The organism is Phyllobacterium zundukense (assembly GCF_025452195.1).
Taxonomy (GTDB): Bacteria; Pseudomonadota; Alphaproteobacteria; order Rhizobiales; family Rhizobiaceae; genus Phyllobacterium; species Phyllobacterium zundukense_A.
This window is the reverse complement of record NZ_CP104972.1, coordinates 147,097-172,354: the sequence shown is the minus strand read 5'-3', so window position 1 is coordinate 172,354 and position 25,258 is coordinate 147,097. Positions and strand designations below refer to the sequence as shown.

Genomic DNA, 25,258 nt, shown 5'->3' with positions numbered 1-25,258 from the left:
CCCCTTCATGCCGCCGCCTCGAGGGCGAGTCGGTTCCTTGCATCATTTTTGCATTGGTCGAACAAGAATGATACTGCCTTCATACGTTATTTTTTATACTGTATACAAAATGCTTGCATACAGAAAGATTTGTTTGTAGTCCTCTATGCATCACTGGGAGAGGAGGAGTTTTTATGGCGAACGCCAAACCAGCAGCCGCTGCCGAGGCTGTGCGACCTGTTCTGGCGCTTGCCATGGGCGATCCGGCCGGGATTAGTCCGGAACTGACCGCACGAATGCTTGCCCTGCCGGAACTCCAAGATGCCGCGCATTTCATCGCCGTCGGCGATCGTCGCATACTGGAGGAGGGGGCTGCGATCGCAAACGTCGATCTCGATCTCGACTATCGGTCGGCGAGCGATTTTTCGACCGGACTCTCGGAGCGGCCAGTCTTCGTGGACCTTCGCAATCTCGATCCCAAGGATGTTGTGCGCGGCGAGGCAACACTTGCGGGTGGTACGTTTGCGACCGAAAATTTTCGCTTTGCTCTCCATCTGGCCGACAAGGGCCGCGTTGACGGAATCTGCTTCACACCCTTCAACAAGAAGGCGATGCGTTATGCCTATCCCGGCTACGATGACGAGATTCGCTTTGTCTCCGATGTCCTGTCGTTCAACGGCAAGATGCGTGAATTCAACGTGCTCGAACGTATCTGGAATGCGCGTGTGACCTCGCATATCCCGCTTTCCGCGGTCTCCGCCCACATCAGCATCGATGCCATTCTGGCGGAGATCGAACTGACAACTGCCTGTCTGCGCCTCGCCGGTATCGGCAACCCCAAAATCGCAGTCGCGGGGCTCAATCCGCACGCTGGCGATGGCGGCAGTTTCGGGATGGAGGAAATCGAAGTCATCGAGCCTGCCGTCGCTCGTGCGAAGGCTGCCGGTTACGCCGTGGATGGGCCGTTTCCCGCAGACACGGTATTCCTGCGGGCATTGAAGGAAGGTTTCCACGCAGTTTTGACCATGTACCACGACCAGGGCCAGATCGCGATGAAGATGATGGGCTTCGACAAGGGGGTCACGATGATGGGTGGGCTGCCATTCCCGCTGTGCACGCCGGCACACGGCACAGCCTACGATATTGCCGGGCGCGGCATCGCCGACGTCGGCGCCTCGCGCGAGGCTGGGCTATTGGCGGCGAAGATGGCCACGCAGCACATTGCCTCGAGGGAGGCTGGGCGCAATCGGAGTTAACGAGGACAGCACCGTGCCGCCGGGTAGGAGCATGCGGCGGGCGGTATAGCAACAGGGAGGAATCAATATGCTGAAACAAATCGCTCTAACACTGCTCGCAATGACGGCCGTCGCTCCGGCAATGGCCTTCGAACCGGCAAAACCAGTCGAGTTCGTTGTCACCTCCGGGCCAGGTGGCGGCACGGACAATTTTGCCCGGACTGTTCAATCCATCATCGCCAAGCACAAGTTGATGGATGCACCAGTGGTTGTGACCAACAAGGGTGGCGGCAGCGGCGCCGAGGGTTTCGTCTACGCCGCCGGCTACAAGGGCGATCCTTACAAACTGACATTCGGCACGAACAACGAATATCTGTTGCCGAGTGTTGCCGCTGTTCCTTACAAGCCGGAAGACCTGACGCCGGTCGCCGCGCTCGCGCTTGACGAATTCCTGGTCTGGGTGAACGGCAAATCCGAAGTCAATGACATCAAGACTTTCGTAACTGCAGCAAAGGCGCAGCCGAAAGCGATTCAGTTCGGCGGCAGCCAGTCCAAGGACACGGACCAGATTCTCGTCTCGACCATAGCGGAGACGACAGGAGCCGAGTTCCGGTACATTCCGTTCAAGAGCGGCGGCGAGGCAGCCGTTCAGCTGGCTGGAGGCCACATCGATGCCAATGTGAACAATCCCAATGAGAACCGCGGCCAGTGGCAGGCGGGAATGGTGAAGCCGCTCTGCGTCTTCCGGCCCGACCGCTTTCCCAAAAGCGAGCCTGTGCATGACGGCAAGGGCTGGAGCGACATACCGACATGCGCCGAGGCCGGGCTCGCAATTGACAGCTACCGCATGCCGCGCACGGTCTGGTTGCCTGCCGGGGTCGACGAGGAGGCCGTGAAATTCTATCGCGATGTTCTGAAGAAGGTCTCCGAGACGCCGGAATGGGCCGACTATGTGGCCAAGACTTCGCAAACGTCGCAGTTCCTCGCTGGCGGTGACTTTACGAGCTATCAGACCAGTGATCGCGAGAATGTGCTCAAGGTGCTCAAGCGTGAAGGCTGGCTGGTCGAGTGATCTGATCGCGAGGCGCTCGCGTTGGGCGCCTCGCGTTTGACGGCGGATGGAGGAGAGCATGGCCGATTTGCAAAAGGGATATGTATCCCGCAAGACGATGGAAGTCGTAACAACGCTCCTGACCGGAGGAGCCGGAATTGCCATCTGCACTGCGTCGTGGCGAAGCGGGGTCGGCTGGAGTGATACGGGACCCGAGGCGGGTTATTTCCCCTTCATTGTCGGCAGCCTGGTAATCCTGGGAAGTATGGTTACCTTCTTGCGGAGCCTCTTCTTCTACAATCACGAAGGCGAGATTTTTCTTGATATCGAACGGGCTAAACCGGTCTTCGGTTTTTTTCTGCCTGTCGTTGCCTTCATCCTCATATCGCTGCTCCTTGGTCTCTACGTCGGCACGGCCCTCTATATCCTCGGTTCCATGAAATGGCAGGGAGGCTACCGGTGGTGGATATCGGGCTGCGCTGGGCTCGCCGTTTCCGCACTGTTCTATCTCGTTTTTGAGGTCGGCTTTCAGGTGCCGCTGCTCAAGGGGCCGATCGAAGGTTGGCTCGGAATTTACTGATCCTGCAATTGCCGGGACGCCTTGGAGGAGATGCCGATGGGAAATTTCAGCTACCTGATGGAGGGGTTTTCGACCATCATTACCGGTCACCACATTCTTATCATGATAATCGGGGTCATGCTCGGGATCCTCGTTGGTGTGCTCCCGGGCCTCGGTGCGCCGAACGGCGTGTCGCTGCTCCTGCCGCTGACGTTCACGATGGATCCGATCTCGGCCATTATCCTCCTGTCCTGCATGTATTGGGGCGCGTTGTTTGGTGGTTCAACGACCTCGATACTTTTCAATATCCCTGGTGAACCCTCGTCTGTGGCAACGACCTTTGATGGCTATCCTATGGCAAAGAACGGGCAGGCGACGCGCGCGCTTACGCTTGCATTCATGTCAGCCGGTATCGGGGCCCTGGCCGGTGTGATCATGATCACCCTGCTTTCCACCTGGGTTGCCGGCTTTGCGTTGCAGTTCTCGTCACCGGAATTTTTCGCCGTTTATTTTCTGGCATTCGCCAGCTTCATCGGAATGAGTGGAAATGCACCGGCCAAGACCCTTGTCACCATGATGCTGGGCTTTGCCTTTGCCACTGTCGGCATGGATACGATTTCCGGTGGCTTACGCCTGACATTCGGCGTTCCGGATCTGATCAAGGGGGTTTCCTTCCTCGTGGCGGTCATGGGACTTTTCGGTATTGGCGAGTTGCTGCTGACCACCGAAGAAGGCTTGCGGTTTGATGGCATCAAGGCACGGGTCAGGATCGTGGATGTCCTCAAGGCGTTAAAGGAGATGCCCCGTTACAGCTGGTCAATCCTGCGTTCAACCGTGATCGGCATCTGGATGGGGATCACGCCAGCCGGCCCGACGGCGGCCTCGTTCATGAGCTATGGTCTGGCGAGGCGGTTTGCCAAGGACAAGTCCGAATTTGGCAAGGGTGACCCACGCGGCATCGTCTCGCCCGAAACGGCCGACCACTCGGCGGGTACAGCGGCACTGCTCCCGATGCTTGCCCTCGGCGTGCCTGGTTCGGCAACGGCGGCTGTGATGATGGGAGGGCTGATGATATGGGGGCTGACGCCCGGCCCCATGCTCTTTATCGACCGGCCGGATTTCGTGTGGGGTCTCATTGCGTCGATGTATCTTGGCAATGTCGTCGCCGTTGTGCTGGTACTTGCCACGGTTCCGATCTATGCGTCAATTCTGCGGGTACCCTTCTCGATCGTCGGACCGGTGATCGTGGCCATTATCTTTTCAGGGGCCTATCAGATAGCCAATTCAACCTTTGATATGTGGCTGGTGCTTGGCTTCGGCATACTCGGCTATCTGTTCAAGAAACTGGACTACCCGATCGCTCCACTCGTTCTCGCCATGGTCCTTGGCGACAAGGCTGAGGATGCTTTCCGTCAATCCATGCTGATGTCGAATGGTTCGCTGTCGATCTTCTGGTCGAATCCGCTGGTCACAGGAATCATGGCACTGGGACTGCTGATGCTTCTCTGGCCGATACTTGCAAACGCAGTTGGCGTCCGCAATCTCCGCCGCCGTGCCGCAGGACATTCGGCGAAGGTTTAAGCGCCGCACCGAAAGGATCAACACCGTGAATTATCATGATTATTTCGGCGATGCGCCACGGCCAATCGGCGTGTGCATTGTAGGCACTGGCGGGTTTGGCCGAAGTTTCCTGGCCCAGGGCAGGCATGTTCCTCTCCTCGATCTGCGCATCGCTGTCGATGTCGATGTCGCTACGGCCGCCGCGGCCATGAAGTCCGCCGGCTTTGAGGCGATCGCTGAATGCTGCAGCAAGGAGGAGGCCAGGCGGGCATGGGAGAATGGCCTGTGCATCGCTGCCGGAGACGTCGCACATATCGTCGATTTGCCGTTTGATGTGCTGGTCGAATCGACGGGGCACCCGGAAGCAGGTGCACGTCATGCCGAGCTGGCAATTGCTGCCGGCAAACATGTCGCGCTTGTATCCAAAGAGGTTGACAGCGTTATCGGGCCCGGCCTTGCTCGAATGGCATCGCAAAGGGGAACAGTGGTCACGCCGGTCGATGGCGATCAGCCCAGCCTCATGATCGGCCTTGTTACATGGGCAGAGGTTCTGGGCTTCGAAATTGTCTGCGCCGGAAAGGCCAGCGAATATGATTTCCTCTTCGATCCTCTGACGCAAACGCTTACGAGCAATGGCGTCACTATCGATGCTCCCGGCTTTGCCGATCACATTGAACTTGGCCAACGTGATGTCACCGAAATTGCCGCCGCCCGGTCACGGTCGGCCGCCGCATTGCCTCAACGCGCGGTTCCCGATCTTTGCGAACTCGTGGTCGTCTCCCATTCGATCGATCTTGTCCCCGACCGCCCAGACCTTCATTGTCCTATAGCCCGGATTTCGGAGGTGCCAACATTCTTCTCCGCGCAGACGGATGGGGGGCTCTTGAAGGGCGAGCGCCGAATGGATGTTTTCCATTGCCTGCGCTTGCCTGGCGAAGTCAGCTTTGCCGGCGGAGTCTTCGTCGTGATTCGGTGCCGCGACACGGCGAGTTGGAGCCTTCTCGCTGAAAAAGGCCATGTTCTAAGCCGCAACGGAGCGACGGCGATGGTCTACCTCCCGCGCCACCTTCTCGGGCTTGAGGCGGCCACCAGCATCATCGAAGCAGGTCTGAAGCTTCGTTCCAGTGGGTCACGGCACCCGCAACCGCGTTTCGATATCGCCGCCATCGCGGAAGCCGATCTTGGCAGCGGCAGAATACTGGCTGCGACGGGACACCACCATGCCATTGAACAGGTATCGGCCGTCCTCGTTCCTGCGGATCGGCTCGCTGCCGAGCAACCAGCTCCGTTCTATCTGGTGGCCAACCGCAGACTGATCCGCCCGGTGAAGGCGGGCGATGCAATCCGGCTCGCGGATGTGGAGCTGGAAACCTCACACCTTCTTGGTCTGCGTCAGCAACAGGATGCCCACTTTTTCGGGCACGTACACGACGCAAAGTAAATCTTGAAAGAACAAAAGGCCCCAGTTTGACCCGCTATGCCCCCAACGGCGAGGTCGACGAGCCTATACGCGTTAGGCCTATTGATTTTTATTGGTAGGTCTTTAGTCCGATTTCTCGTTCCCCGAAGAAGCCTATGTTTGGATCGTCGGTCCGGCTCTGTCGGCATGCAATTCATTGAGGAGGTGGATAATGGTTCAATCTAAAGTTGGTATCGTCGCAGCAGCGTGTCTTGGTTTGTTTTTTGCCGGCGCAATGTGTGCAACCACCGATCACTTCAATCCCGTAGGTTCGGCATTTGCCAAAAACGGCGGTGGCAATGGTGGCGGCAACGGCAATGGCGGCGGAAAAGGAAACAACGGTGGAAGCCATGGCAAATCGTCCGAGCGCGGCAATTCTGTAAATGCCCACGACAAAGCCAAAGTCGAGAAATCATCCCTGGACACCGACGACGATAAAACTGGATTGGGTCCGCTCAACGCTGCGCATGCGTCTGCACGGGCAAGAGAGCGGGCCGCACCGAACTCTTCCGTAGGCAAGATTGCAACCTATGAGCGCAGCCGGGAAGAGGCCTTGGCGCTGACTGACCCTGCACTGCAGGAGGAGGCGCTTGACGATGCGGTTGCACAGCTTGAAACCGCCTTTGGCCGCACGCTCACCCCGGCACAGGTCGATCGCATTGATGCATTGCTGGATGCGCGCCAATAGGATCTTAAAGGATCTATACTTGGGTAATCTTTCGACAGCGGCCTTCGGGTCGCTGTTTTCACAGGGAGCTGACACGGCGTCATGTTCAGTTGGGAAGAATTCCAAATCTTCATCTTATGAACGCAGCGGCCATCGAAAGTAGCGTCAACGGAGCGAGCTTTCGAACAAGAATGCCGCGGAATATTGACCGAGGCACGCGGCGAAAACTCAACCATGCACAATTTGCACGATGGCAGACATTGCGCTAACGGTGATCACGCGACACATCGCGGTAGAACGAAAAACTGGTGGCTCGCGACCGCTATGGGCAGACCAGTGCTGCGACCGCATGGGTACCCAGAATGGAGATTGACAATGAACGCATCGGGTTATCGGTGCTTAACTGACATTCGAATATCGCCTCGATCAAAGGGCTTTGAGCCAACCCAACGTACACAGCCATGAATCTGCTGACCCGCTGGAATTCTCAGTCTCTTGCAAGGCAGTTTCTGCTCATTGGAGGGTTAGTCTCGGTGGGTGCGATGATTGTGATTGGCGCTTTTGTCGCGGGCTTGATTGAAGCTGCCGTTACTCGTAATTCGGCGGCGGCAACCGCCTTGTATGTGGATAGCGTTGTCGCGCCCATTCTTCCCGACATGCAAACCAATCAGATGCTCGATGAAACCGTTACGCGTGCGTTGGATGAGACGTTGGGGCAGGGGGCGTTGGCTGCGAGGCTCATGTCTTTCAGACTCTGGCGAAGCGACGGGCTGGTTCTGTATTCCAACGACAAAAAGCTTATGGGCAAACGCTTTGCCGTCAACGATGACCTGAAGACGGCGTTTGCTGGCAAGATGGTCGCTAATTTTAACAAGATTGATGACGTGGAAAGCGAAGCTGAGCGGGCGAGCGGCAAGCCGCTTCTGGAGATTTATAATCCGGTCCTCCAACCGTGGTCGGGCAAAGTGGTCGCCGTATCGGAATTTTACGAAATAGCTGACGAATTTCAACACAGTTTGGACCAGGCGCGCCTGCGCAGCTGGCTTGCTGTAGCCTTCTTTACACTGGCTTTTTTTCTGGTCTTGTCAGTGATCGTGTTCCGCGGCAGCAAGACCATCGACGATCAACGCAGGGACCTAAAGCAACGGGTGAGCGAGCTTTCCGATCTGCTGCTGCAAAATAAGAGGTTACATGCGCGTGTCCAACGCGCCTCTCAACGTGCTGCGGCACTAAATGAGAGCTATCTCAGGCGCATAGGGGCGGATATCCATGACGGCCCCGCGCAACTCATGGCGTTCGCTGCGCTGAGGTTGGACAGCGATGTCCTTGTCGATCCTGCCGTCTCGGAAGAAACGCGTGAGGACGAAGTGATGGCGATAAAGGAAAGCCTGGACGAGGCGATGCGTGAGATCAGGAACATCTGCGAAGGCCTCGTGCTGCCACATATAGAGGCGGCCGATTTGCCGGAAATCATCCAACGGGCGGTCAAAGCCCACGAGTATCGCACCGGGTCGAGCGTTGATATATCGATATCAGGCACGCCGGTGCAGCTTGAACCTTCGGCAAAAATTTGCATTTATCGGTTTATACAAGAAGCTTTGAACAACGGCTTCCAGCATGGTGGAGGCATTGAACAACGGGTTGTGGAAACTTTCCGGGATCAGCGCGTTGTAGTCGATGTTTCTGACAGCGGGCCGGGTTTCGATCCTGCCGATGTCTGTCGTAGCGGTATTGGACTTGCCGGGCTGAGGGACCGGGTGGAAAGCCTTGGCGGCCATTTCACCATAGAGTCTTCGGCACGAGGCACTCGGGTACGGATGTCACTGAATTTGGACGGACTGGAGCAGGCGTAATGACGGGACTACGTATTGCAGTGATTGACGACCATCCATTGTTCAGGGAGGGGGTCAGGCGCAGCCTCAGCGAAATCAACGGCTTTCAGATCGTTGGAGAAGGCTGCACAAAGGAGGACGCGATCCGGATTGCCCGGGATCACAGTCCGGACGTTATTTTGTTGGACATCTCCATGCCGGGCGGAGGTTTGGACGCGGTCTCGCCGATCCTCGATCATTTCCCCGAGCAAAAGATCATCATGCTGACTGTGTCAGAGAGGAGTGACGACGTGACGAAGGCTCTCAACAGCGGCGCGAAAGCATATGTCCTTAAAGGCGTCGGCTCACGGGCGCTGGCCGAAATAATCCGAGCGGTTGCTTCTGGTGAAGGTTATGTTTCTCCGGCTCTATCGGCCCGGATGCTATCGGATCTGTCATCCATATCCAATGCGCCCAATAGGACTGATCCGATCTCCGAACTCTCAAGTCGCGAGTATGAGGTCTTGGATCTTGCTGCGTCCGGATTGAGCAACAAGCGGATTGCGCTGAAGCTCGACATTCACGAAAAAACTGTAAAGCACCATATGGGGCGCATATTTGCGAAACTCAATGTCACAAACAGGACCGAAGCCGCGATGGCACTGCGTGACGCCGGTCACGATATCCGCCTGGTATGATTGGTCAATCCAGGGGCGCACCCGGCGTGGGTGCAAACGATCAGCGGACGAACGATTGTAATCTCGATTGATCAGAATTTGTTGCTGTGCGGTTTATGATTGTGCGGCCCTTTGCATCCTTCATCATGTAGCGCCCGGCCTCAATCCTTTCGCTCATTCCATTCCTGTGACGAACTTCAATCGAAGTGCCATCGACTGCCACTTTTTCGCGGGTTGCGGGTGTAGATTGATTGACGGCAGTGCCCTTGTCCTCGCCGCTCTGGCTCGTATTGTCGTTTTTCCCGTTCTTGCCGTTGTTACCTTTCCCATTGCCGCCGCCACTGTTTCCACCGTCACCTCCGTTGCCATTGCCTCCGCCCTTACCACCTCCATTGCCGCCTCCATTGCCGCCGCCATTATTCCCATCTTTTGCCCATGCCGATTGTGCGTGCAAACTCAGGGATTGACCATCGAGGGTGATTTCAAGGGGCGTCGCCACCAACGCTGCAGCTACGCAAGCACTGCAAAGAACGCGAGTCAGTCCAAAACGGGTATGCATAGTGCCTCCTGAAAATTCTGTCCTCATAACAGAGGCAAGACAAAGAGAAAGTTTGATCTCTGTTGCGGCTCAAAAGCAACTGTAGCTCGCAAGGCTCCCTGCGCACGTGTCAACGCCGTACTGTTCCATACCAAACGATTGCCTCGAGGTATTCCGACTTTGGTCTGATCATCGAATATCATAAGTCTCATCTTTCGCTGGTCTGAAGTCCGGGGCGGAACGTGACTGTCTTGGGACATTTGGAGTGTACCGCTTTGTGACGCGAGGGTGCTGGGTGTTTGCGACCTGGTTCATCGAGTGCCCACGGCGACCAATCTATTCATTGCCGCATGGCAATCGGACTTTGGTCTGATCTTGGACTTGGCATAGGTCCGACGCCTCCTAGGGCTGAAGCCCAACCGTGGAACGAAGTCGCCAGTACCGGGTTGGCGTCGGGCATTACCGCGCATATGAAGGGTTGGTTTAGCCACCCAAAACACGAAGCCAGCTTCTTGAGAACCACTCGAAAGGACTTCTTGTGACGACGAAAATAATTCGACAATCCGAAGAACTTGAAAAACTTCCCATTGGAGGGCTCTTGAAACGATCGTTCGATGTGCTCGCCGCGAGCCTTGCCCTCATCCTGCTCAGCCCGCTGTTCATACTGCTCTCCTGTCTGGTTAAATTGTCGGACGGTGGACCTGTTTTTTATGGCCATCGCCGCATCGGGCGTGGCGGGAATCCGTTCTATTGCCTCAAGTTCCGCACCATGGTTACCGACGGTGATGCCATCCTTGAAGCCCATTTCGCTGCAAATCCGGAGGCACGTGCGGAATGGTTGGCAGCGCGAAAGCTGCAGGTCGATCCACGTATCACCACAGTCGGCTTCGTGTTGCGGAAATTGAGCCTCGACGAACTACCCCAGCTGGTTAACATTCTTCGCGGCGAGATGAGCCTGGTTGGGCCGCGTCCTGTAGTGAAGGATGAGATCGAACTCTATGGTTCCGCCGCAACCTACTATTTCAAATCGCGCCCGGGCCTGACTGGTGTGTGGCAGATCAGCGGCCGCAATGACGTGAACTATGACGAGCGCATTGCTTTCGATAAGCAGTACGTTGAAAACTGGTCCTTTCAGAAAGATATCATAATCATTCTCAAGACCATTCCTGCCGTATGTGCCTCTCGCGGGTCGTATTGATACGGCTTGGTGGGCCGGATAGAATCGAGTTCCAGCGCGCACCGCAAAAGGAAACGGTTCCGCCAGGAGAATAGACGGTGAGTTGAGCGCGTCAGATGTTTCGATGCTCGTGCTCATAGAGTTGGTCCATACTCAGTGAGGCTACTTCGGCGAATGGAGCCTGGGTCTTCACGCGACCGCCACTGAGGACCACAACATCATCGCAAAATGCAATGGTGCTCCGATGATGACTGATCACAATCGTCGTACGCCGTCCTGCCCTCGACTTCAGTGTCTCGACGATCGCCGCTTCCGAAAGACCGTCCACAGCGTTTGTGGCTTCGTCCAGAATCAGGATTTCGGGGTCGCGCACCATTGCTCTTGCCAATGCAATGCGCTGCCGTTGTCCGGCAGACAGATTGACACCTCTGTAGCCAACGATCGTTTGGTATCCATAAGGCAGGTTTTCTATAAACTCGTGTGCCTCGGCCAATTTCGCTGCGGCCTCCGCTTCTGCGGCTGTCGCCAGGTCTTGCCCGTAAGTGATGTTCTCTAAAATCGTACCGTCCACAAGTTCCAGGTCCTGGCTGGCCAACGCAATCTGGCTTCGCCATTGGATCGGATCGATCTGGCTCAAGGGCACGCCATCAACGATGATATGCCCCTCATCCGGATCCACAAATCTGCAGAGAAGGTTCACTACAGTAGTTTTGCCGGCACCTGATCGACCGATGATTGCTGTCGAGCAACCGCTGCGGATTTCGAAGGTCGCGGAATGCAACACTGCCGCGCGGGAACCTGAACCAGGGTATTTAAAGGTCACGCCGTCGAATTGCATCCGTTGACGTAGGCCCTGCGCCGGCAGCGTGCCTGATGGAGGTTCTGGCTTGTCTGATGAATCGAGCAACCATCTCACTTCTTCCAGTGACCCGCTCCAACCCTGGATCTGGCTCCATGATAATTGCAGGGCACGCATATGTGGCTGCAGCCGGTAAAGCAGGACGATGAATGCGACGATAACCGGAAAACTCACGTTCGCGAACCATGCGACCACGACCACTGCCAGGAAAAGCATAGCATGCAGGACCTCGGTCAGCGGCGGCAGTGCCCCCTGGCGGGTTTGGAGGACAAAGCCGGCTCGGCGAACGGCGTCCGATGCTTTGTCGAACACCGCCTTTTCACGCCGCTCCTGCCCAAAGATTCGGATCAGCCGCCCGGCATGCACGAGGTGGAGCATTCTGGACGCAAGTTCGCTATTGAGCGACGTGACGCTACGGCTCGGGTCTTTCAGACTGGCCGAAAGAATGGCATGCGCCAGTTGGACCAGCGCCAGACCCAGCGCCACGAACACTGTCATCGGCCAGGACAGAAGCAGAAGGAACCCCAGCAGAATGATCGCCGCCGACGCGCTCACAATAGACGCGAGTACGGTCTGGATGGCATCCGAAGCCCGCCAAGACTCGTTGGAGATGATATTCAGCAGTCGCCCGGGGCTCTGTTGCAGGAAGAAAGGGTATCCTTGCTAGGGCTGCTGGGGGTGTTTTTGGAGGAAGAAAGGGTATCCTATGCTCAGGAGCTGCTGTGAGAGCGCGCTTCGAATGGAATGGCTGGCTTTACCGTAGATGTAGGTCGTGAGCACCGTGTTTGAAAATGCCAAAATGTTCTTCAGCGTGATCAAGGCGAGGACGATCACCGCGATTACAACGAGCCGTTCTCCATCATCCAACCCCGATCCGACTTGTTGGAAGACAGCAGAGAGGCCGCCCATTCCCGTGTCGTTCTCATGACCGGCAATGATGCTCAGCATGGGAATGACGAGACCGATACCGGCGCCTTCGAGCGCAGCACTGCTCAAACCAAGGATGACCACAGCCGAAAGCAGGGGCAATTGGCGCCCCAGCGCGTCTCGGAGCATCCGCGTGCCTGGCAATACGAATTGCAACATCATGTCACCTTAGCTCAAGAGTTGCCTGTTTGTCTTGACTCACCTCTCGGCGACGCCACCGTTTTGTTAAGAGAAGACCCGCGAACGTGACAGCGCCCAGCAAATTCATGAATACAATTGGCCAGTGCGACAGGTGCAGTTCACGATCGAATTGAGGGCCGCCGAAAAGCTCCCTGCAAGCCGACCTCACGGACCAGAAGAAATGACGAAGCAGCCATGGCGCGCATCGGATATGCTTCACGTAAAGCCCCCCGTTGCCCAAGCTGTAATTTCGGTGGAGCCTTTCGACATCTCGGCGAGAGCTTCGTCCGTGGTGGTGGTAGACAGTCATGTCAGGCACGTACTCGACAGGGACGTCGAGCTGAAATGCGCGAATCAGGTAGTCGGTGTCCTCTGCGGCTCGCAGCGGAGCACCCGCGCCGAGCAGCTCGTCGAAACGGCCGATACGGGCCGCGACATCGCGATGCATCGTCATGTTGCAGCCCACCACGAAGCCGCCGGGATGGACGTCGCGTGTAAGCCGCGCGCGCGTCGGCGACCGCTTGATCGTGAACGGTAAATCATTGGCGTTGCCGAGCTCAACGCGTCCACCGCGGATGACCAAACGTTCACCGGTCGCATAGTGACGTTCTAGGTCAATGAGATAGCCACGATGAACTACGCAATCGTCGTCGATGAAAATAACAATGTTGCCCCGCGCGTGCCGCAGCCCGGCGTTGCGCGCGGCGGCTAAGCCCGGACGGGCTTCCGCTAGCAGGGTGATTGCGATGTCCGAGGTAGCGGCCACGCCGGCCACGTATTCTCGCGTGCTGTCCGTCGAGCCGTTGTCGACAACGACGAGTTCGCTCGCAAACGCAGCATGAGACCGGCACGCCGCCTCGATTGATCTAATGCAGGCCGCAAGTGCCGCGGCACGGTTTCGCGTACACACAATGAAACTCGCATGCACCGGTTTTTCTGATTCCGGCGTAGCTGTTGTTGACAGGGCATGCACCATCTTGAAGCTGTGCGGAGGGGTTTGGTGGAGTTCGGTATCCATTCTAGCTCAGCCGATCAGGTCAGAACGGGGAAGGACGGTCGCAGCGGGTACGGACTGCAAATACCGGGATAACGCGTCGACGCGCTTGTTGGCGGCAATTGAAATGCCACTGAACCACGGCATGTAGGCACCGGGGAGGAGACTATATCGTTCGCGGCGCCGGATCAGCCCCCATTTTTGCGTGCGGGTTAAGAACTCATGCGTGAACTCCGGTCGCTGTTCATCGCTGATGAGCTGATAGAGAAAGTAGAAGAGGTTCAATGTGCCTTCTTCATAACTTGGCCGTATCGCCGCGGGTTGTGTCGAGATCTTCTTTTCGAGCCCCAGGATACATTCCGCAACCTGCTGAACACTTTTCGTCGTCACGGCGTCGGCGATGTCGTCGAAAACATCAGACCTATCGACCAAACCTTCTCGCTCGAGATTCTCAGCGACGATTTTCAGATGCGTCTTGCGCATTTGTCGCTTGTGTTTGTTTGTGACGCTTTCGCCGTGGATACGGTAGGCGACCAAACTTTCACCGATCATTGCCGCTGAAAAGCGATCCGTAATCCGTCTGAAAAGATCGAAATCTTCGGCATGCACATAGCGCGCGTCATAAAAGAGCATCTCGGCCGGGATGACTTTTCTGTTGTAGACCACGGTCGAGTGCATGAAGATCGTAAAGAACTTGGATAATGTCCCTAAACTTGCCCACTGGTATAGCGGATCAAGCGAGCCCCGCACGATGCGGTCGCCGATGAGCGTGTCGATAGCCGTCCCGCAGATTGCGAGGTGCGGTTGCTCCTTAAACACCGAGACTTGCCGCGACAGGCGAGTCGTGTAGCAGACGTCATCGGCATCCATCCGGGCGACAAGGTCACCCTTGGCCAGAACCAGGGCCTCGTTCAAGGTCGCGATGAGGCCACGGTTCTCTCGTGAGACGATGGATATACGACCGTCGGCCTTCTGGTACCGCTGCAGAATCTGCAAAGAGCTATCCGTTGAGCCGTCATCGATCGCTATGACCTCCAGACGCTCATGATCCTGACGTAGAATGCTGGCGAGCGCCGCGGCGAGGTAGGGTTCACCGTTGTAGACAGGTAACAGGACGGAGACGAGTGGAGTGTGCGCCATGGTTCACCGTGGGCCAGTTCGTTGACGATTGAGGGTTTGGGAGAGCGCGGTCATCGAGTGATGGTACAGATAAGCGGGCCCCCCTTGGTCTTTCGTCCCGTATAGCCCTAGAGCGGTGCTAGGCTCTTTTGGAACCACGTAAGGGAAAAAATCTTTTAGTGCGTTGACCCGCTTTTCCAGGACCAGCCATGAGATCGAAGCGAGCATCAGAGTGCCGGCGCCGGCAATGAGGAGCCGGCCAAGTCCTTGCTCCGAGACATTAACGGGTATCCAGGGTTGAGCCTTGACGACAAAAGCAAGAACGATCGCGTGAAAAAGGTAAACGCCGTAGCTGATGCGACCAAGGGCAGTCAGTGGCGGGTATTCGGCGACCCGACCCAGATAGCCGCCCAATCCTGCGGAACAGTAGCCCACAATCATCACGAGCGGGACGAGGGGAAGAACCTCGAGCCCGATCCAGCGTGCCCAATCCTGCATCACAGACACCTGCATCGGTCTGAGCCACAACAAAATGAGGAAAGCGGCCGCGAGCGGCACCCAGCTCATCGACATCCATCGCGGCGTGAGCAAAGTCCTCGTTCGCCAGGCTGCGAGCAATGCACCGGATGCCAGTGCGTCCATTGATGCCGGAGGAAGCAGATCACGCGCGAGAGAAGGCGTTCCCGTAACAGGCCAGCAGAAGCGAAATGCTAACGAAAAGAGGATGACGCCAATACAAATCCGTTCGATCGAACGACGCGGTGCCAACAGAATAATCAACGGCCAGATGATGTAGAACTGCTCTTCGATACTCAGACTCCAGGTGTGACATAAGATCCACGGCGTCCACTCATCGCGAAGGGCATACCAGAAATTCGAAAGGTAAAACGTGTGCCAGGCTAGCACTCGTTTGGATTCCTCCAGGCCCGCCAGCCAGACGAAGCCCAACATGCCAAAATATGGGGGGAAAATGCGCAATGCCCGGCGAATGTAAAACGACTTGAGTGCCGCAACGGGTTCGAATTCTGCGGCGGAGCGCGCCTCCAGGAGAAGCCGCGTAATCAGGAAACCGCTCAGCACGAAGAACAGGCGCACTCCGACGTGGCCCCAATAGGAGCCATCGGCAGCAAAAAAATGCGCATACAATACCATGGCGACGGCAACGGCTCTCAGACCGTCCAACTGCCGATAACGCACATTCGACATCGGGATCCTTCAGCGTTCAGCTATGCCGGCAAGCTCCTGGACCGCGCCAACCCCTCCAACCAGCGACGGTTCTTGCCGAGTGGCCTCCCTCGTTGACCCAACAAACAAGCGATCGGGGCGTGATCACCCCGCTAAAAAATCAGCCGCCGGACGACGTACCAAAGCTTCATTCGGCACAGAACAATAGGGGCAGCTCGTATTTGGCCCGTGGCAGAAAGAGCAAGGTGCTTGCCTGCCTCCCAAATCTTTCCATATCAAACATTGGTCGCACCGTAATCAGACCAAAGTCTGACTACGGTCCGGCATAAGTCGGGCGCGGTCCGATCGAAGTTCGACGCAATAATCTGCGACGAACGGGAACTGATCGCGCAGGTGCTTCCATCAGGGCTTTAAACGAACGATAACCGCGGTTCCGTTTCGCTAATGAGATCTGTGGGGAAGCACTTTTTGTAGATTCCATCTGAAGTGCGACAGGCGTGGGGTGAGGGTAGTCGACTTCATAGCTGTGCAAGTGCTGGTCAAAGACTTCTTCTGGTGTTCGGTAACCGAGGCATTTGCGCGGGGTGGTATTCAGATCGCGACAGAGCCGGCTGAGGTGCAAGCCGTCGATCTGCATCAGGTCGGTGTAGCGCGGCAGGATGCGCCGGTTGGTGTTCTCGACAGTGCCGCAAACCTGGATAACGGACAAGCTTGCGCCGGACATGACGGCGACGCAAACACAGGTCGTTGGCCGTCAGCGGGTAATGGCCGCTATATTGTTTGAATTGCGGGTCGTGGACATGGTTGCGTTTCAGTTCGCGATAAATCGTCGAACGATGCCTGCCGAGCAGTCTGGCTATCTCATCGACGGGCAGTTTGTTTTCTCAATACCGATACAGTTTGCGACATTCATCCAGATCGAGCTGCACGTGGAGGCGAGGCATGCATTCTTCTCCAAAGCCAACACGTTGATGTTATGAACGTGTCGCACTTCGCAATAGAATCCACCGAGTTTGCTGAGAAGATCGCATAATGCCTCCAATGAAACCGTATCCGCTTAGGATGTTGCCAGCTCTGAGAATCAGCCGTCACTACTCATCCCAGTATTGTCGCCTCGCACTTCGACTTCGGTTTCGGTTTCGGGATCCGGTATGTGCGATTCGGAATTATGTTTGAAGGGTATCGTGAGCATCCAGTTTGACTGAAGTCGCCCTAATATCAGCTGTTGCTCTAAACTCTGTGAGCGATTTTCGGTGTCGATGCACCAAGCCCCGGGCACTGATCGATTCCCACTTGACAAGGATTGCTTGCCCGTATTTTAATCATGCCTGCAGATTGAGCATAGCTTCTGCAATCATGCAATCACATGACTTTCGATGGTCGCCGGGCAGTTTCGCCCCATGACGCCCCGTCTTAGATGGGAGCAAGCGTCGTGGGGTTTTTCGTATTGGCAGGTTAATGGACGCGGTAAAAATCGGCATTCTTTATTCGACTACGGGACCCTATGGCGCGATGGGGCGAGAATCCCGCGAGGGCGCCGAATTTGCGATGGAAGAGTTGGGCGCTGCGCATGGCGATTTGATCCAGCCAATTTTCATCGATCCGCATGGCATAATCCCGGAATATCTCGAAGGCGCACGTTCAATGCTGCGCGCTTCCGGTTGCCGCCACATCGTTGGAACGATCACGTCTCTGGCGCGCAAGGAAGTCATTCCGCTTGTCGAAAAACATGATGGTCTGCTTTGGTATATGTGCCCCTATGAGGGCTTCGAAGCCAATGAGAACGTCATCTATACCGGCGCTTGTCCCAATCAGCATCTTATCCCCCTGTTCGAGTATCTCCTTCCTCGCTATGGCAAGCGGCCTTACCTCGTCGGCGCCAATTATGTATGGGGTTGGGAGATGAATAGGCTCTCGCGTGAACTGATCAACGAGTCGGAGGGTGAGATTCTTGGCGAGCGCTATTTGCCGTTCGAAGAAACGGCGGTTGAACGCATCGTCAATGACATCGAACAGCGCAGGCCAAGTTTCGTCCTCAGTAATCTTATTGGTCCGGCAAGCTATGCTTTCCTGAAAGCTTTCAAGCAGCTTGGAGATCGCGACCCGGCCTTCAGGCCCGAGAACTGCCCCGTTGTCAGTTGCGATCTGACGGAATGCGAACTCGGCGAAGTCGGTCGCGGCGTTGCTACGGGACAATTGTCGGCAGCTTCGTACTTCGACAGCCTTAATTCGCCCGAAAATCTGGCGTTCAAGGCGCGCCTCGCAAAGCGCTTCGGGACGGAGCGGCGCATTTCCAATTTCTTCGCCAGCGCCTACTCCGCAGTAAAAATGTGCGGCGAAACCATTCTGGCCGCAGGAACGGACGAGCCACAAATCGTTCGCCGCAGATTGTCGGGAGCACCCCTGTCGACAGTACATGGCACTATTCGGATCGATGGCGAAACCAATCATGCGGCGCTGCCATTTCATCTCGGCCGCATCACCGCCGATAATGGTTTCGATATCATCGCCTCGCAGCCTGCAATCGCAGCTGACCCCTATCTGACCGGACGCCGTAGGCGCTCAGTACCGAAATTGCGGATCGTGTCATGAAGGAGACGCCGAACTTCACCGGTTGGCGGGTTACCGTCCTGCACCGTTCCGACGCCACGACGGAGCGGCTGACGCGTCAGTTGAAGCTGTTGGGTTTCCACGTGACAGTCCAATGGATTCCACTCGATGCCGACGAACTGCCAGACGTAATTCTGGTTGATGCGGATCAGGGATGGAGCGACCTTCTGCCTTGGAGCGGCGCCAGCGCACCCCGGCCAGTTGTCGCACTTCTCGGATCGGAAGCGCCGGGCCGCATCGCCTGGCTAATGGAAAACGGTTCTTGCACGATCATATCCAAGCCGATTACTGCGTCTGCGATCTATCCTGCACTGGTTATGGCAGTGAGCATCCACAAGGAGCGTGAAGCGGTTCGCAACAGACTGCTGCACCTCGAAGAGCGTATTCGCCTCCGCCCATTGGTTCATGCCGCGGTACAGAAAATCATGGTGGCCCGGCAGATTGACGAAGAGCATGCCTACAGCATCTTGCGCAACTGCGCGATGCAGAAAAGGCTTCCGATGGAACAGGTCGCTGCCTCGATTGTCGGTGGCGCAGAACCCCTGCCGGAGGCCGGTTGATGCGCGTAGTGAAGGCCATGTTGCGCCAGCCGTCAGCGCTTTTCGGGCTCATCGTCGTTGTGGTGGTTGTGGCAATGGCAATCGCAGCGCCCCTTATCGCGCCCTATAGTCCCGATAATCAGATGTTCGACGGGCTGACGCTTGAAGGGGCTCCCATGCCGCCAAGCGACCAGTTTCTGCTTGGAACAGATACGTTGGGGCGCGATCTGTTTTCGCGGCTGCTTTTCGGTGCTCGCACTTCCTTGGTCATCGGTCTCGTCGCCAACGGAATCGCCGTTGCGATCGGATTGTTCATTGGCATTCTCTCTGGGTATTTGCGCGGCTTCGTTGGCGGGCTGCTCATGCGCTTCACAGATTTGATGATGGCGTTTCCCGCCCTTCTTCTCGCTATCGTACTCGCGGCACTGCTTCGACCCAGCCTGTGGATCGTCGCGATGGTTATCGCGCTGGTGAACTGGGTGCAGGTGGCGCGCATCGTCTATACGGAGACACGAGGCCTGGTCGAACGGGATTTCATACTCGCGGAGCGTTCGCTCGGTGCTGGACATTTCCGCATTGTGTTCATGCACATTCTCCCGCATCTGATGCCGACAGCCATCGTCTGGGGTACGCTTGGCATCGCAACGACCGTGCTTCTGGAAGCGACGTTGTCATTTCTGGGCATCGGGGTGCAGCCACCGCAGCCGTCCTGGGGCAATATCATTTTCGAAAGCCAGAGCTATTTTCAAGCGGCTCCCTGGCTCGTGTTCTTCCCCGGTGCAATTATTCTTTTAACGGCGCTGTCGTTTAATCTCGTCGGCGATGCGTTGCGCGACATTCTCGATCCGACACAGCGGGGGCGTGGCTGATATGGCACTCCTTGTCCTGCGCCGCCTTGTGCAAACCGCTCTGATCTTGCTTGGTGTGGCGGCAATCACCTTCCTGCTGCTTTATGCCCTGCCAGCTGACCCGGCACGCATGATTGCAGGCCGCAGTGCGACAGCGCAGACGGTTGCCAATATCCGCCGGGAACTTGGTCTTGACCAACCGCTCCTCGTTCAGTTCTGGACCTATCTGCAGGGCATCGTACAGGGCGATCTTGGCCGCTCCTATGCGCAGAAGACAGATGTCGGATCTTTGATAGCGGCCCGTATCCCAGCCACACTTGTTTTGATGGCGGCGGGCATTCTGGTCGAAGTCGTTCTTGGCCTCATGTTCGGCATTATTGCAGCGCTACGCCGTGGCGGGGCGTTCGACAGGGTTGTCATGATGGCGTCGTTTGTTGGTGTTTCCGCTCCCCAATTCGTCGTGGCCCTGCTTCTTCTTTATGTTTTCGCAGTGACACTTGGCTGGTTCCCGATGAGCGGTTTCGGCACGCCAGCCCATGTGGTTTTGCCGGCGGCGACGCTCGGTATTCTTGGCGCGGGATGGTACGCCCGCATGGTGCGCTCGGCCATGATCGACGTTCTCAATCAGGATTACGTCAGGACCGCGCGGGCCAAAGGCCTATCGTCGGCCCGTATCATCCTCCGGCACGCCCTTCCCAATGCCATGCTGCCCATCATTGCGATGATCGGAATCGATATCGGCCAGTTCATGGGCGGCGTTGTGGTTGTCGAGGCCGTTTACGGATGGCCCGGTATCGGTCAACTCGCCTGGCAGGCGATACAGCAGGTCGACATCCCGATCATCATGGGCGTGACGCTCGTTTCGGCGCTCGCCATCGTTCTCGGCAATCTCGTGGCGGACATTATTGCACCGCTTATCGATCCGCGCATTCGTGCACGCTGAATTCCAACAACCAAAAAGGGGAACAAAATGTTCAAAAGCTGGCTTAGAAACACAACAATTGCGACGGTACTGGCACTCACGCCACTGCCTTCGTTTGCACAGGATACGCCCCAACAAGGCGGCGATATCATCGTTACCTATAAGGATGACATCGCCACCCTTGATCCAGCGATCGGTTACGACTGGGTCAACTGGTCGATGATCAAGAGCCTTTATTCCCGGCTGATGGATTATGAACCAGGAACGGCCAATCTGATTCCATCGCTCGCCGAGACGTTCGGGGTTTCGGATGATGGCCTCACTTACACGTTCAAGCTTCGCAAGGGTGTGAAGTTTACAAACGGCCGCGAAGTCGTGGCCTCCGACGTGAAATATTCAATCGAGCGGGCTGTAAATCCAAAGACTCAAGGACCCGGCGCTGGTTTCTTCGGGTCGATCAAGGGGTATGAAGACGTCACAGGTGGCAAGACGACCACATTGGAAGGTATTGCGGCGCCGGACGACTCGACTGTCATCTTCCACCTGTCCCGTCCTGACGCGACCTTCCTCCACGTCCTTGCAATCAATTTTGCTTCCGTCGTTCCGCACGAAGCAGTCGAGGCAGCGGGCGGCGATTTCGGCAAGAAGCCGGTCGGCTCCGGCACCTTTGTTCTCAAGGATTGGACAATTGGTCAGCACCTCGTCTTTGAACGCAATCCGGATTATTTCGTCAAGGATATGCCGCATATCGACAAATTCACGGTCGAGGTCGGTCAGGAGCCGCTCGTGGCACTCCTTCGCCTGCAAAAGGGCGAAGTCGACATCGCCGGCGATGGCATACCTCCGGCAAAGTTTCTCGAGATCAAGAACTCTGCCGATGGTCCGAAGATGATCGTCGATGGCCAACAACTTCAAACCGGCTACATTACGTTGAACACGAAGGTAAAGCCCCTCGACAATCTTAAGGTTCGCCAAGCGCTCAACATGGCAATCAACAAGGATCGCATTACGCGTATCCTGAACGGCCGTGCGACGGCGGCGAACCAGCCGCTTCCGCCACTAATGCCGGGCTATGACAAGAGCTTTACCGGCTATGCCTATGACGTTGAAAAGGCCAAAGCGCTGCTGGCGGAGGCAGGGTTCCCGACCGGTTTCGAAACCGTGCTCTACTCCACCAACACAGATCCACAGCCGCGTATAGCGCAGGCGATTCAGCAGGATTTGGCGGCTGTCGGCGTGAAGGCGGAAGTTCGCGCGCTGGCGCAAGCGAACGTTATCGCTGCAGGCGGGACCGAGGGTGAAGCACCCATGATCTGGTCTGGCGGCATGGCCTGGATCGCGGACTTTCCGGACCCGTCGAATTTCTACGGACCAATCCTCGGCTGCTCCGGCGCTGTAGCCGGTGGCTGGAATTGGTCCTGGTATTGCAATCAGGATATCGACAAACGGGCGGTTGCTGCGGATTCGATGTCTGATCCGGCTAAGGTGGCCGAACGCTCGGCTACATGGGGCAAGATATTCACAGACATCATGGCCGATGCTCCGTGGATTCCGCTTATCAACGAGCGGCGCGTCGTTGCCAAGTCGGTGCGCATGGGCGGTGCCGACAATATCTATATCGATCCAACCCGCGTCATCAACTACGACGCCATCTACGTGAAGCAGTAATCGCCTTCGTGTGATCCCCGGGGCGTAAAAAGTCCCGGGGAATGATATTCAATTTTCTGGAGAGCTGCCATGTGCGTTGCCTGCACCCACACCATCCATCGTGCGAGACATCATTTCGGCTGGAACCGCGACTTCGAGCCTGCTCTTGTCGCCAAGGCCGGCGAGACAATCCATTTCGAATGTCTGGACTCCTCCGGTGGGCAACTCGGCAAGGGTGCGACGCTTGAAACCCTTTCCAATCTCGACTTCGGCAAGATCAATCCTGTTACGGGCCCGGTCTACGTGGAGGGTGCCAAACCCGGTGATGCGCTAAAGGTCACACTTCGCCGCTTCGTGCCTTCAGGCGTCGGCTGGACGGCTAATATTCCGGGATTCGGCCTGCTTGCGGATCAGTTTGCAGAACCGGCTTTGCATATGTGGACTTATGACCCCGTCGCCATGACACCTTCGCTTTATGGTCCGGGCGGACGCGTTCCCCTGAAGCCCTTTGCCGGTACAATCGGTGTTGCTCCTGCGGAACCGGGATTGCACTCGGTGGTGCCACCGCGGCAGGTCGGTGGCAATATGGATATCCGCGATCTGACGGCGGGCGTAACGCTTTATCTTCCGGTGGAAGTCGAAGGCGCGCTGTTTTCCATTGGCGACACACATGCGGCGCAGGGCGATGGCGAAGTTTGCGGCACGGCCATCGAAAGCCAGATGGAGGTCGAAGCCACTATCGAACTCGTTAAGGACGCCCGGCTGAAAAGTCCAAGGTTTACGACGACACAGCCGGTCACCCGCCATCTCGATGGTGCGGGCTATGAGGTGACGACAGGTGTTGGGCCTGATCTTATGACGGGCGCACGCGAAAGCCTTATGCGTATGATCGATCTGCTCGGGGTTGAGCACGGTATGAGCCCGATCGATGCCTACCTGCTCTGCTCGGTTTGTGGCGATCTGCGGATCAGCGAGATCGTTGACGCGCCCAACTGGGTGGTTTCGTTCTACTTCCCGAGGATCGTGTTCGCGTGAAATTGGTTACACCAGCATCCGTGCCAGTCCTGTCAGTACGAGATCTGTGTGTGGACGCCCGCACGCCGGAAGGCAGGCGGCGTGTTCTTCAGGACGTTAGCTTTAATCTCAATCCCGGCGAGACCTTGTGTATCGCCGGGGAGTCGGGATCTGGTAAATCCGTAACGTCGCTGTCAATCATGCAACTATTACCCAAGGCATCGCTGCAGATTGCATCAGGCAGCATCAAGCTCGGCGATCGCGAGCTGACCAAGCTATCCGATCGTGCAATGCGGAGCGTACGCGGCGGCGATATAGCCATGGTTTTTCAGGAACCGATGACGTCGCTCAATCCTGTGCTTTCAATCGGAACACAACTCATCGAAGCGATCCGCGAGCATCAGGCGGCCGAAAGCGGCAAGGCTGAAGCGATAGCCCGGCAAATGCTCGACGCAGTCCACATCACCGAGCCCGGCCGCCGCCTGACGCAATATCCGCACGAACTCTCCGGTGGCATGCGCCAACGGGTCATGATAGCGATGGCTCTTTCGTGCAGACCGAAGGTCCTGATTGCCGACGAGCCGACGACAGCGCTCGATGTCACCGTACAGGCGCAGATCCTCAAACTGATGCGGGAAATGAAGCAGGAATTCGGGGCGTCGATCATCCTGATCACCCATGATATGGGCGTGGTCGCCGAGATGGCCGACCGTGTTGCGATCATGCAGAACGGGCGGATCATTGAACAAGGCAGTGCCATGACGGTCTTCGACCGTCCGACGAAGCTCTACACGCGACAGTTGCTTGCCGCCGTCCCTCGCCTTGGTGCCCATGCGGGGACGGACGGACCACCGCGCGTCGGTTCTGAAATTGCGCGCGGGAAGGTGCCAGACCGTTCGCCAGTCCTCCTTGCGCGCAATCTCAACGTTACTTATGGAAGTCCGACGCGTTGGCTGTTCAAGGGCAAGCCACCTGTTTCCGCTGTTACAGATGTATCATTCGAGCTTCGTCCGGGCGAAACGCTCGGCCTTGTTGGTGAAAGCGGCTCGGGCAAATCGACGACCGGCAAGGCCGTGCTCGGCCTGATCCCATTCACGGGTGATGTGGTGATCGATGGAAAGAATATTGGCGGGCTGAGCGCACGCCAGATGCAGCCCATCCGACGCTCGGCGCAGATGATCTTTCAGGACCCTTATGCTTCGCTGGACCCGCGTATGGCTGTGGGCGCTGCGATAGCAGAACCACTGATCATTCACGGTCTCGCCGACAAGGGCGAGCGAGACGATCGTATCGCCGAACTGCTCCGCCGTGTCGGCCTGCAGGCTGACGCCGCCAGCCGCTATCCACACGAGTTTTCCGGCGGTCAGCGCCAGCGCATCTGCATTGCGCGCGCTCTTGCCTTGGAGCCAAAGCTCATCGTTGCAGACGAGAGCGTGGCTGCGCTCGATGTTTCGGTGCGGGCTCGCGTTCTCGATCTGATGCTCGAATTGCAGGAAACGATGGGGTTGGCCTACCTCTTCATCTCGCATGACATGGCCGTGATTGAGCGTATGTCGCATAATGTCGCCGTCATGAGAGCAGGCCGGATAGTCGAGATGGGCACGCGGCGCGAGGTTTTCGAATCGCCAAAGGACGAATACACCCGCGCGCTGATGGCTGCCGTTCCCATTCCCGACCCGCGTGCCCGCCAGATAATCTGAA

The 25,258-nt window shown here is 56.9% G+C and carries 21 protein-coding genes and 1 pseudogene; 16 read left to right on the top strand and 6 right to left on the bottom strand.

The genetic code is table 11. From position 1 onward, the window contains the following. The first annotated feature begins 173 nt into the window (after positions 1–173). From N8E88_RS08230 to N8E88_RS08195, 8 genes are all read left to right on the top strand, one after another. Entirely contained in the window at positions 174–1,235 is a 1,062-nt protein-coding gene (locus N8E88_RS08230) for a 4-hydroxythreonine-4-phosphate dehydrogenase PdxA (protein ID WP_262292089.1), read from the top strand. Between the two features lie 67 nt (positions 1,236–1,302). Further along, entirely contained in the window at positions 1,303–2,286 is a 984-nt protein-coding gene (locus tag N8E88_RS08225) for a Bug family tripartite tricarboxylate transporter substrate binding protein (protein WP_262292088.1), read from the top strand. Positions 2,287–2,344: 58 nt separating this feature from the next. After that, positions 2,345–2,845 (top strand): tripartite tricarboxylate transporter TctB family protein, encoded by a 501-nt coding sequence (locus N8E88_RS08220; protein WP_262292087.1) that lies wholly within the window; start codon positions 2,345–2,347, stop codon positions 2,843–2,845. 36 nt (positions 2,846–2,881) lie between these two features. Next, positions 2,882–4,405, top strand: coding sequence for a tripartite tricarboxylate transporter permease (locus tag N8E88_RS08215; RefSeq protein ID WP_262292086.1), 1,524 nt, complete (start codon positions 2,882–2,884; stop codon positions 4,403–4,405). 25 nt (positions 4,406–4,430) lie between these two features. Then, positions 4,431–5,825 (top strand): flagellar biosynthesis protein FlgA, encoded by a 1,395-nt coding sequence (locus N8E88_RS08210; protein ID WP_262292085.1) that lies wholly within the window; start codon positions 4,431–4,433, stop codon positions 5,823–5,825. A 190-nt stretch (positions 5,826–6,015) separates the two neighbouring features. Next, positions 6,016–6,531 carry a Holotricin-3 precursor gene (locus N8E88_RS08205; protein ID WP_262292084.1) on the top strand — a complete coding sequence of 172 codons (516 nt, stop codon included), beginning with the start codon at positions 6,016–6,018 and terminating at the stop codon, positions 6,529–6,531. 440 nt (positions 6,532–6,971) lie between these two features. Then, the gene (locus tag N8E88_RS08200) at positions 6,972–8,363 is read left to right on the top strand and encodes a sensor histidine kinase (protein ID WP_262292083.1); all 1,392 of its coding nucleotides are present in this window, start codon (positions 6,972–6,974) and stop codon (positions 8,361–8,363) included. Beyond that, a complete protein-coding gene (locus tag N8E88_RS08195) occupies positions 8,363–9,019 on the top strand; it encodes a response regulator (protein ID WP_262292082.1) in 657 nt (218 codons plus the stop codon). Before N8E88_RS08200 ends, N8E88_RS08195 begins: the two co-directional genes overlap by 1 nt. A gap of 40 nt (positions 9,020–9,059) precedes the next feature. Here the strand turns inward: N8E88_RS08195 and N8E88_RS08190 are convergent, their stop codons facing one another. Beyond that, positions 9,060–9,557, bottom strand: a complete 498-nt coding sequence (locus N8E88_RS08190) for a hypothetical protein (protein WP_262292081.1) — start codon at positions 9,555–9,557, stop codon at positions 9,060–9,062. A 517-nt stretch (positions 9,558–10,074) separates the two neighbouring features. Between N8E88_RS08190 and N8E88_RS08185 the strand changes: the two genes are divergently transcribed. Next, positions 10,075–10,734, top strand: coding sequence for a sugar transferase (locus N8E88_RS08185; protein WP_262292080.1), 660 nt, complete (start codon positions 10,075–10,077; stop codon positions 10,732–10,734). A 91-nt stretch (positions 10,735–10,825) separates the two neighbouring features. Here N8E88_RS08185 and N8E88_RS08180 read toward each other — a convergent pair. From N8E88_RS08180 to N8E88_RS31745, 5 genes and pseudogenes are all read right to left on the bottom strand, one after another. Continuing rightward, positions 10,826–12,658 (bottom strand): annotated as a pseudogene (locus N8E88_RS08180) (ABC transporter ATP-binding protein). 4 nt (positions 12,659–12,662) lie between these two features. Then, complete coding sequence (locus N8E88_RS08175) at positions 12,663–13,655, bottom strand: glycosyltransferase family 2 protein (protein WP_262292381.1); 993 nt, start codon at positions 13,653–13,655, stop codon at positions 12,663–12,665. Between the two features lie 48 nt (positions 13,656–13,703). Further along, positions 13,704–14,813 carry a glycosyltransferase family 2 protein gene (locus N8E88_RS08170; protein ID WP_262292079.1) on the bottom strand — a complete coding sequence of 370 codons (1,110 nt, stop codon included), beginning with the start codon at positions 14,811–14,813 and terminating at the stop codon, positions 13,704–13,706. 3 nt (positions 14,814–14,816) lie between these two features. Next, entirely contained in the window at positions 14,817–15,998 is a 1,182-nt protein-coding gene (locus N8E88_RS08165) for an acyltransferase family protein (RefSeq protein WP_262292078.1), read from the bottom strand. Positions 15,999–16,516: 518 nt separating this feature from the next. Continuing rightward, positions 16,517–16,828 (bottom strand): hypothetical protein, encoded by a 312-nt coding sequence (locus N8E88_RS31745; RefSeq protein WP_410010586.1) that lies wholly within the window; start codon positions 16,826–16,828, stop codon positions 16,517–16,519. A gap of 607 nt (positions 16,829–17,435) precedes the next feature. On the opposite strand from N8E88_RS31745, the gene N8E88_RS08155 reads away from it, so the two are divergent. The 7 genes from N8E88_RS08155 (at position 17,436) to N8E88_RS08125 (ending at position 25,257) form a co-directional block, all read left to right on the top strand. Continuing rightward, entirely contained in the window at positions 17,436–18,569 is a 1,134-nt protein-coding gene (locus tag N8E88_RS08155; RefSeq protein ID WP_262292076.1) for a transporter substrate-binding domain-containing protein, read from the top strand. Continuing rightward, complete coding sequence (locus N8E88_RS08150; protein ID WP_262292075.1) at positions 18,566–19,147, top strand: ANTAR domain-containing response regulator; 582 nt, start codon at positions 18,566–18,568, stop codon at positions 19,145–19,147. Before N8E88_RS08155 ends, N8E88_RS08150 begins: the two co-directional genes overlap by 4 nt. Next, the gene (locus N8E88_RS08145; RefSeq protein WP_262292074.1) at positions 19,147–19,995 is read left to right on the top strand and encodes an ABC transporter permease; all 849 of its coding nucleotides are present in this window, start codon (positions 19,147–19,149) and stop codon (positions 19,993–19,995) included. Before N8E88_RS08150 ends, N8E88_RS08145 begins: the two co-directional genes overlap by 1 nt. A 1-nt stretch (position 19,996) precedes the next feature. Next, complete coding sequence (locus tag N8E88_RS08140) at positions 19,997–20,917, top strand: ABC transporter permease (RefSeq protein WP_262292073.1); 921 nt, start codon at positions 19,997–19,999, stop codon at positions 20,915–20,917. Positions 20,918–20,944: 27 nt separating this feature from the next. After that, positions 20,945–22,564 (top strand): ABC transporter substrate-binding protein, encoded by a 1,620-nt coding sequence (locus N8E88_RS08135; protein ID WP_262292072.1) that lies wholly within the window; start codon positions 20,945–20,947, stop codon positions 22,562–22,564. Positions 22,565–22,633: 69 nt separating this feature from the next. After that, positions 22,634–23,578, top strand: a complete 945-nt coding sequence (locus tag N8E88_RS08130; RefSeq protein ID WP_114430683.1) for an acetamidase/formamidase family protein — start codon at positions 22,634–22,636, stop codon at positions 23,576–23,578. After that, a complete protein-coding gene (locus N8E88_RS08125; protein ID WP_262292071.1) occupies positions 23,575–25,257 on the top strand; it encodes an ABC transporter ATP-binding protein in 1,683 nt (560 codons plus the stop codon). Before N8E88_RS08130 ends, N8E88_RS08125 begins: the two co-directional genes overlap by 4 nt. Position 25,258: the final 1 nt, after the last annotated feature.